This is a genomic window from Clostridium sp., assembly GCF_032552055.1.
In the GTDB taxonomy this organism is placed as follows: Bacteria; Bacillota; Clostridia; order Clostridiales; family Clostridiaceae; genus Clostridium.
The window spans coordinates 1-9,820 of record NZ_JAWGSV010000113.1 but is presented as its reverse complement, the minus strand read 5'-3'; the positions used below and the strand labels follow the sequence as shown (position 1 = coordinate 9,820).

The following is a 9,820-nucleotide window of genomic DNA, read 5'->3' as shown; positions in this document are numbered from 1 at the left end:
AATTAGTTGCCATCATTAAGGCTGATCCAAGAAATGGTCCAACACATGGTGTCCATCCTATACTAAATATCATCCCAAATAAAATAGATGATGCTAGATTCACATTGTTTTTATCAACCTTATTTTTAAGCTTAAAGGTTCTTTGAAGTATGTTGATTTTTAATATTCCTAGGTAATTAAGACCCATAAATATCATTATTATCCCTGAGAATATATTTAATTCTCTTATATATTTATTTAAACTTAATCCAAGTGCACTTGCACCAACCCCTAATAACACAAATATAATTGAAAATCCTAAAACAAAACCTAGGGAATTTATTAATGCCCTATTTTTCTTGTTATCCGAATCCTTACCCATAAAATACGATACATATATTGGTACCATAGGTAAGATACATGGGGATATAAATGTTAGTATCCCTTCTAAAAATAATAATATATAATTCATAATTAAACTTTCTCCTTTTTTATAAACCGCACTGTAAATTTTCCATTATCTCATTGTATATTTCTTCATCATTTATTTCTTTTAAATCATCAACTACCCTAATAGATCCTGTTAATCTATAATCAACTAATATTCCATAGTCTACATCTTTTTCTAAACTAGTATTTAGTATGTATTCTCCATCCTCGCTATAATCCATTTTAATCATCTCTCCAGAGTAAGAATTTATAAGTATTAATTCACTTTCCTTATTAATACCCTCTAATTTAATATTAAATTCAGGCTTGTACTCTGAAACAGTAACTAATGGACTCATATAGCTACCATCAAAAGTTTTAGTAATAGTGTCACTTTTTACTTTTTCTAAATCTTCTATTTCACTTTCAATTTCATTACTCACTACAGCTTTACTGTTAATTTTGTCAATTCCTAAAGCTTTTCTGTTAATATCATTACCTACTATATCCTCGCTTTTAGTCTCATTAATTCCTATACCTTTACTCTCATGACTTACTACATCATTTCTTTTAGTCTCATTAATTTTCTTGCCAAATGCCTTAATCCCACCAAATATAATTACAATTGCACATACTGATATGATTAATATATTTTTCCACTTCATCTGAATTAACTCCCCTCTACTTAGTGATATTATATAAATTATTTTTGTTGGTTTTATGAAGATTTTATAATTCATTGAAATATAAAAGGAGAAGGAGTCCCCTTCATCTTGGATGCTCCTTCTCTTGATCTATATTTTACTCATTTTTCATTAATCTTTGATTATAATTAATTCCCTTATTTATTTCTCTTTGAGTATTTCATAATTATAATTCCATCTTCAACTGAATACTCCTGAAGGTTCAAATCAATTTTAGGGTTATTTTCTAAGAATAACTTTCTTCCCTTTCCTAGAATAGTAGGTATTATTCCTATAATATATTCATCTATAATATCAGCTTTTACAAAGCTATCAATAACTACTCCTCCACCAAATAAATATATATTCTTCCCTTCATTTTTTAAATCACATATAGTTTTACAGACATCACCACTTATAAAATGGTAATTTTCATAATCATCTATATTTTTTGATGTTGCTATATACACCTCTTTCTCTTTATAATCAATATGCATATTTTGATCATAACACTTTCTCCCCATAACTACTACATCAATACCTTCTAAAAACTTAGCAAAGTCTGATTTGTTTTCTGTATTTAATTTAGAGTTACCATCTCCAACTATCCAATCATATCCACCATTTTCATCTGCTATATACCCATCTAAACTTATTGCTAAATTTAATATTATTTTTCCACTCATATTTTTATCCTCCATTTTGTTTTAATTGCATTATCTCTTATTTTAGTATTTCTTATTTATTAAATCCATATCCTTGATACAAAATATATTATAAACTATATCAAACAGTGTTTATTTATTGCCCTCTTTAGTTTTTTCACTTATTGCAATATAAATATACTTTTATACTTACTATGTAACTCTCTAGCTGTTTACTAGTAATTTTTGAATCCATAAATATAGGCTCTGTTAGATAATCACTTCACAGAGCCCATATATTAAATTAGTTTATTATTATAGTAGTTTTATCTAACACATTATCATAAATCCATTGAGCATTTTTCACATCTAATCTAATACATCCATGACTCAAGGCCATACCAAGTCTATCATCAATTATTTCAGTTCCTGCTGAATTAAATAATATTGAATGATAGTAATAACTACCTCGAATTCTAGTAGCATACTTTACCCTATAAGTATCAGATCCAAAGTATGGCTTTCTACCACTAACATAGAAAGTTCCCTTAATAGTTGGTGTGCTTGGCTTGCCTACTGTGCAAGACCACTTATATAATAAATTCCATGTACCATCATTATTTTTTTCAAATATATAAGTAAGCTTATTTTCTAAGTCTGTTGTAATTAAATTTATAGTAGGGCTTTTAATTTGATTATCATTTACAAACCTTGTCATATCCGTATAAAAGTACTTAAAATCATATCCTTCAGGTGGATTCCCATCATCAGAAAGAAAATAGCTAAATATATATCCTCTTTGGTTATCATAGATAACATTACTCCAATCTCCATTTACAGATAGCACCTGCACCATAGACTTCAGAGGAATTACAGTTACTGGCTTTGACTCAGCAGAGGGAAAAGACCTTAAAGTAACATTTGTCCATGTATATTTTGTTTGGGATAAATAATCACTGTATACATATCCTGTTTGTCCATTATATGTTACTTCATACCAATCTTCTTCAGCGTCGTTAACTTGGACCTTAGATCCTGCTGGTATTACAGTGATTATATAAGAAGAAGTAGACTTTTCTTTTCTTAGATTAGTATTAGCTATGGTGTACTTATATGAACTTTGTTCCTGTCTTTGATATTCTTTCATTTTTAACCTCTAAAATTACTTTTTATAATATCCTATGAATCTACTTTTTATTTGGAACTATTATACTCCATACTAACTGATAGAAAACTTTTAATTATAATGAATAAAATCTCACTAAAGGAAAATAAAAATGCACCTACAACCTCCGTTGTAAGTGCATTAATCTTTACTAAACAATTTTATATTTTCTTTATAACTATCTATCTATTTTAGTTACTCCATTATATAATAAACTTTCAATATCTTTTACTGATGCCAAGTTGGCATCACCATAAATAGAGTGTTTTAATACTGATGCGCAATTTGCAAATTCAACAGTATATTTTGGCTCTTTATTATTTAAAATACAATAAAGAATACCTGCTGCTAATGCATCTCCCCCACCAACTCTATCAACAATATCATCTATAGTTCTTATTTCAGATGAATATAATTTATTATCTATATAATAATTGCATTGTAATGTATTAATTGATGCTGACTTTATATCTCTAAACGAAGAATATATATACTTTATATTAGGATAGTCATTTGAAATATGATCATAATAATAATTTAACTTTTCATATCTGTTCTCATATCCACAATTAAACTTCAATATATTTTCTGCATCAAGTATTCCTGCTGATAAAATATTTATATAAGGTAATATTTCTAAAGTTGCTTCTCGCGCTTCCTGTAATGACCATAATGTAGAACGATAATTAGAGTCATAACTTACTAAAATATTTTTTTCCTTACAAACTTTTAGTATTTCTAATATTATCTTTCTTAACTCTTCTGAAAGCGCCAATGTTATACCTGAAAAATGAAAAATATCTACATCATCTAAGGCTTCTTCAATATTTATATCTGATGCCTTTATGTTAGAGAAACAGGAATTCTTACGATCATATATAACTTTAGAGTTTCTATTACCGCTTCCCATCTCTAGAAAATATATACCAATTCTTCCATCACTTCTAGAAATAAATTTTGTGTCTATTTTTTTACTATTCAAATACTCTAAAATAGCGTCTCCCATAGAATTGTTAGAAATCTTACTTATAAATCTTGTATTAATTCCAAACTTTGATAATGATATAAGTACATTAGCTTCTCCACCGCCGTAATTAACATTAAAGTTATTTGTATTTAAAATAAATACACCTTTATCGGTAGATAACCTCATCATTATCTCACCTAAACTAACTACTCTCATATTATCATTATCTCGCTTCATTAAATTTTTCTACATAGCTTGTACATAATTCTGTTATTTCATCAAACTTACCATTAACCCCAAGCTTATTTATTTCTCCACCTATTCCAATTACATCTACCCCAGATTTTTTCCATAAGTCTATATTTTCTAAGTTAACTCCACCTGTAACCATAATACTTGCATAAGGTAAGGGTCCTTTTAGAGAGCTTACGAACTCTCTTCCTAAAACATTGCCTGGGAATACTTTTACAATATCCGAACCTAGCTCATATGCTTTAACAATTTCATTTATAGTCATCACACCTGGAATATACGGCACTCTATATCTGTTACACAGTTTTGCAGTTTCTTCACTAAAACATGGAGAAACTATAAATTTAGCCCCACTTAAGATGGCAAGTCTTGCAGTTTCAGAGTCTAACACTGTCCCAGCCCCTATAACAACATCCTCGTATTTACTATACTTTACATCTAAGTCTTTAATTATATTGCTAGCAAACTTATTAGTGTATGTTACTTCTATTATTTTAACATTCCCCTTAATGCAAGCTTCTGATATATTTATTCCAACTTCTTTTGAATCTCCTCTTACAACAGCAACAATGCCACAGTTCTCTATTACTTTTAAAACTTTCACTTTACTCATAGTATTTATCCTTTCATTTATTTTAGATTATCCTAAAATAAATAGTAGTTTTAACTTATAATTACACTTGTAAATAAATTTATTAACTTACAGATCTTTTCCTAATTATGCTTTACTCTTTTTATCATCCTTAACAACCATAATATATGCTAATACAAATGAGATACCTAAAGCCATAAGCATGCCTAATATTGCATAAATAAAGTATGGTCCTATATAAGCAGGAATACTAAATACGCTTGATAAAACATATCCATATATACGAACTCCAAAAGCTCCTATAAATGCAGATGCAATTGAACTTCCAATTGTTGCTGCTAAAAATGCCTTCTTATATTTTGTTAATACTCCAAATAATGCTGGTTCAGTTATTCCAAAAAGTCCTGAAATAGCTGAAGATACTACTACTGATTTTTCTTGCTTTGTTTTTTCCTTAAAGTAAATAGCTGCTGCAGCACCGGTAATTGCAAGGTTAGCCATTAACATCATTGGCATAAGCATATCATAACCTTGTGTTTCAAAATTTTGTAGTGCAATTGGTGTCATAGCATGATGCATTCCTGTTAATATAGCAATAGGACGAATTGCTCCAACAATAATACCTGCAAAAATAGGAGAAATATCAAATAATCCACTAACAATTAAAGCTAAGCCTTTTCCTAAATAAATTCCTATTGGTCCAATTAATGCTAATGTTAAGAATCCTGAGATAAATAGTGTTATTGTTGGTGTAAATACTGTACGCATTACATCTGGAATATATTTATCAACAATCTTATGAATATAACTTAAGATCCAAACAGCAAAGATTATAGGAATAACACTTCCTGAGTAGTTAAACACAGGTATAGGTATAAGTCCTGCAAAGCTAAAGGCACTTATTTCTCCAGCCTTTGCCGCATCTACCATTGTAGGGAACATAACAGTTGCTGCTATTGCTACAGCTAAATATTCATTAGTTTTGAACTTCTTCGCAGCAGAAACTGCTAAAAAGAATGGTAGAAAAGTAAATACACCACTGGCCATCATATCAATTACTTTAACTGTATCACTAGATCCTGATATAACATTTAATGCAATTAAACCAGATATTAACCCTTTTATCATACCTGCTCCAGCAATAGCAGGTACTATTGGCCCAAATACACCAGATAGCGTATTCATAAATTTAGTTATTAAACTATTTTTACCTTCTTCTTTGTTTTCTTTTGATGGATTACCAAATTCCACACCTAGTTCAGAAAGTAAAATATTATAATATTTATCTACTGTCGTTCCAATAATTATTTGAAATTGCTCTTTATTAAATGCAGCTCCGATAACCCCATCTAAATTTTTAATTGCTTCTTCATCAACTTTTGTTAAATCTTTTAGGTCAAAACGTAATCTTGTCATACAATGCCAAGCGTTATTGATATTGTCTTTACCACCTACGCTTTTAATAATATTTTTTATAACATCTTCTTTTTTCATAAAATTACCCCTTTCACAAATTAACTTTGTTTCCGTTTACAAGCTAAATATTATCATAACTTTTTTTAAAATAAAAGTAGTCCAAAAATAGCTTCATATTTTCAAAAACCCTTATTTTCCAATACTTTATAAGGATTTTTATTAAAATTGGACTGCTAAATATGATATTTTTCGCATTTAAAAAATCCAGTTTGACTTTAGTATAAAATTAATGATTAAATTTAGTAAGGAACTATTATTTAAGAAAGAAGGTACTAATATGGAACCAACTATAATTACTGATATTTTATGTTATATAACGAAACCAGACAGACATAATTTGGTAGTAGTAAAGGTAGAAACAAATAAAGGAATATATGGATTAGGATGTGCTACTTTTCAACAAAGACCTAAAGCTGTTAGTTTAATGGTATCTGAATACTTGAAACCTCTTCTAATAGGGAGAGATGCAAATAATATAGAAGATTTATGGCAAATGATGATGGTAAATTCTTATTGGAGAAATGGACCAGTAATAAATAATGCAGTTGCAGGTATTGATATGGCCCTTTGGGATATTAAAGGTAAATTAGCTAATATGCCACTTTATCAACTTTTTGGAGGAAAATCAAGAGATGCAATCCCTGCATATACTCATGCTGTAGCAGATAACATAGAAGATTTACATAAAGAAATTGATAAAATACTTGAAAAAGGATATAAGCATATAAGATGTCAATTAGGATTTTACGGAGGTAACTCAACTAACTTCCATACTACTGATAATCCTACTCCTGGAAGCTATTTTGACCAAGATGACTATATGGATAATACTATTTCCATGTTTGCTGATTTAAGAGCTAAATATAAAAATAAATTCCATATTCTTCACGATGTTCATGAAAGGCTTTTTCCAAATCAAGCAATTCAATTTGCAAAAGATTTAGAGAAGTATAAGCCATATTTCATAGAGGATATTTTACCTCCTGATCAAAATGAATGGTTATCTCAGCTTAGAAGCCAAACTTCTACTCCTTTAGCCACTGGCGAATTATTTAATAATCCTATGGAATGGAAATCATTAATAGCAAATAGACAAATAGATTTCATTCGTTGTCACGTTTCACAAATTGGAGGTATTACACCTGCTTTAAAACTTGGAGCCTTATGTGCTGCCTTTGGAGTTAGAATCGCTTGGCATACACCATCTGATATAACACCTATTGGAGTTGCTGTAAATATTCACTTAAATATTCACCTTCATAATGCTGCTATCCAAGAAAATATTGAAATCAATGAAACTACTCGCAAAGTATTTTTAGGAATTCCAGAAGCAAGAAATGGCTACTTCTACCCTATTGATTTACCTGGTATTGGAGTTGATATTTCTGAAACTGAGATAGTAAAATACCCTGTACAGTATCGTCCACATGAATGGACTCAAAGTCGTATTCCTGATGGAACACTTGTTACTCCTTAGTTCTAATAGGCTGTCTAAAGACAGCCTAAAATATATTTATCTTTTTACTTTCTGTCTTTCTTTATGCTTTTCTTTATTAAATGGCAATATATATGTACAGTTATAATCTAATGCAATAACTTTGCTGAATTGATATATTGTTCCATCATCTAATATACCTCTATTAGTAATTTCCATCGCAGAAACACCCTTTTTACATTGTAATAGCTCTGCTTGCTTTTTTGAAATATTAATAGCTTGATAATTTACTATATAATAAGAAATTTTATATTTCCTTTGAACAAAATTCTGAATTGAGCCCTCAATATCTTCCTTAGTTAATTTTTGAAAAAGATAACATGGAAGTATAGAAGTTTCTATCTGAGTAATTTGATACTTTACAATTCTAATACGTTGAAATTCCCAAACTAATTCACCTTCCTTTAAACCAAACATTCTCTGAGTTTCTAATGATGGCTCAACCTTTTTCAAATAAATAGTTTTAGATATAATATCCTCATAAGAATTTTCAGTCATAGAATTATATATCAATGGATTGCTATAAATGTTATCCTTTATATATATCCCATCCCCTTGTCTAGCATATACAACCCCGATATCTGTTAATCTTTTTAGAGCTTCTTGAATAGTGTAACGTGAAACTCCATACTTTTTAGCTAACTCCCTTTGAGTCGGTAATTTATTACCTTCAAACTTTTTCTGATATATTTTCCCTATAATATCCTGAGCTATAAACTCCCTCTTTTTCATTAACTTTATCCTCTTTCTCTACTTCATTAAAATCACCTTAAAAAGCTTAACTTAATATCTTTATTGTACAAAAATAGAACCTATAAAAAAAGACTATTTTTATAGGTTCATATTATAAGTTCTATTTTATAAAATACAGATCAATATGTTAAGATTATTATACACTTCTCCATAAATAATCTTAATAAGATTTTACTATTCCATTCATATATACCTATCCCTTACTTTAAAATAATACTTATTTATATAAAATAAATATTTAAAACAAAACTCTATCTTTTACATCTGGATAACTTTAAATACCATTCAAAAAGGAGTAGTATTTATACTACTCCTTAAACTTATTTAATGCTAGTTACTCCAAGGCCTCTTATAATTTCATCTGAAATCACAGCCTTACTTCCTAATATATATGCTTTACTAATCTTACCTTTATTTTCTGATACTTCACTTTTTACAGCTGCCTCTGCTCTTGTTGTATGTGATAATAATAGAAAATTGTTATTTTTACCAGATAAGGCTGATGCTGCAAGAGCATCTGGAAAATCAAGACCTGATGCAATATATATATTGCTTAGATTCAATTCTCCTTTAAATCTATCTAAAACACTTTTATTAGTTTTAAATCTGTCGCTTCCACCTAATCTTACTGGGCTTTTTAATTTATTTAAAACATTATTGGATACTACACCAGTTGATCCAATTACATAACTTTTAGATATAGATTTACTATTAGAATCTAAATACTTCTTAATACTTTCTGGTATTACATCTGTTCTTGTTAATAAAATTGGCATCTTCTTTTTAGTAGCTATTGAAGATACTGATAAGGCATCTGCAAAGCTTAATCCATTTACTAAAGTCACTTCTCCAGTATTTATGCCAACTTCCTTCGCTATTAAAGCTGAGGTTTCATATCTATCTTTTCCACCTAACCTTTTAACAGATATGCCCATAGCTTTTAAGTCCTTATCAATTTCAGAAGATATAACACCTGTTCCACCAACTATAATTGCATTTTTAACTGATTTATTAATTAGCAATTGTTTAAGTCTTGATTGTGATTTTAAGCCACTATTCCTAACTAATAATATAGGTGCATTTTTTTTACCAGCTAAAGGAGCTGCTGATAATGCATCTGGATAATCTAGTCCATAAGCTAAGATTACAGTGTCAGAATTACTCCATCCCTTTTCAAATAATTTATAGGATGTTTCATATCTATCACTTCCATATATCCTTTCCCCTTGTATCGCCGTATTAGTTACTAGTTCTGTAACTGTTATAGTACATGTTGCTTTTTTTGATCCATCTTTCGTAGTTACTGTTATAGTTGCTGTTCCTTTTCCTACTGCTGTAACTTTTCCACTTTGATCAACTGTTGCAACACTTTTATTACTACTACT

General features: G+C 29.2%; 10 protein-coding genes. 1 reads left to right on the top strand and 9 read right to left on the bottom strand.

Annotated features, from left to right (window positions below; all coding sequences use genetic code 11):
- The 7 genes from E6248_RS09065 to E6248_RS09035 all read right to left on the bottom strand — a co-directional run.
- The coding region (locus E6248_RS09065) for a cytochrome c biogenesis protein CcdA (protein WP_316340496.1) at positions 1 to 451 on the bottom strand (451 nt) is incomplete at its 3' end.
- 19 nt (positions 452 to 470) lie between these two features.
- Positions 471 to 1,073, bottom strand: a complete 603-nt coding sequence (locus E6248_RS09060) for a hypothetical protein (protein ID WP_316340495.1) — start codon at positions 1,071 to 1,073, stop codon at positions 471 to 473.
- A 176-nt stretch (positions 1,074 to 1,249) separates the two neighbouring features.
- Positions 1,250 to 1,777: a dihydrofolate reductase family protein gene (locus E6248_RS09055; RefSeq protein WP_316340494.1), complete on the bottom strand. Its 528-nt coding sequence runs from the start codon at positions 1,775 to 1,777 to the stop codon at positions 1,250 to 1,252.
- 262 nt (positions 1,778 to 2,039) lie between these two features.
- Positions 2,040 to 2,882, bottom strand: a complete 843-nt coding sequence (locus tag E6248_RS09050; protein ID WP_316340493.1) for an SH3 domain-containing protein — start codon at positions 2,880 to 2,882, stop codon at positions 2,040 to 2,042.
- A 196-nt stretch (positions 2,883 to 3,078) separates the two neighbouring features.
- Entirely contained in the window at positions 3,079 to 4,104 is a 1,026-nt protein-coding gene (locus E6248_RS09045; RefSeq protein WP_396335142.1) for a sugar kinase, read from the bottom strand.
- Positions 4,091 to 4,732 carry a bifunctional 2-keto-4-hydroxyglutarate aldolase/2-keto-3-deoxy-6-phosphogluconate aldolase gene (locus E6248_RS09040; protein WP_316340492.1) on the bottom strand — a complete coding sequence of 214 codons (642 nt, stop codon included), beginning with the start codon at positions 4,730 to 4,732 and terminating at the stop codon, positions 4,091 to 4,093. The genes E6248_RS09045 and E6248_RS09040 overlap by 14 nt, the downstream gene beginning before the upstream one ends.
- A gap of 105 nt (positions 4,733 to 4,837) precedes the next feature.
- Positions 4,838 to 6,205 (bottom strand): PTS transporter subunit EIIC, encoded by a 1,368-nt coding sequence (locus tag E6248_RS09035; RefSeq protein ID WP_316340491.1) that lies wholly within the window; start codon positions 6,203 to 6,205, stop codon positions 4,838 to 4,840.
- A 259-nt stretch (positions 6,206 to 6,464) separates the two neighbouring features.
- On the opposite strand from E6248_RS09035, the gene E6248_RS09030 reads away from it, so the two are divergent.
- Positions 6,465 to 7,664, top strand: a complete 1,200-nt coding sequence (locus E6248_RS09030; protein WP_316340490.1) for an enolase C-terminal domain-like protein — start codon at positions 6,465 to 6,467, stop codon at positions 7,662 to 7,664.
- A gap of 36 nt (positions 7,665 to 7,700) precedes the next feature.
- On the opposite strand, the gene E6248_RS09025 is transcribed toward E6248_RS09030, so the two are convergent.
- Together E6248_RS09025 and E6248_RS09020 are read right to left on the bottom strand one after the other, a co-directional pair.
- Positions 7,701 to 8,414 carry a GntR family transcriptional regulator gene (locus E6248_RS09025; RefSeq protein ID WP_316340489.1) on the bottom strand — a complete coding sequence of 238 codons (714 nt, stop codon included), beginning with the start codon at positions 8,412 to 8,414 and terminating at the stop codon, positions 7,701 to 7,703.
- 341 nt (positions 8,415 to 8,755) lie between these two features.
- Positions 8,756 to 9,820, bottom strand: a 1,065-nt coding sequence (locus E6248_RS09020; RefSeq protein WP_316340488.1) for a cell wall-binding repeat-containing protein, incomplete at its 5' end; no start/stop codon positions are given.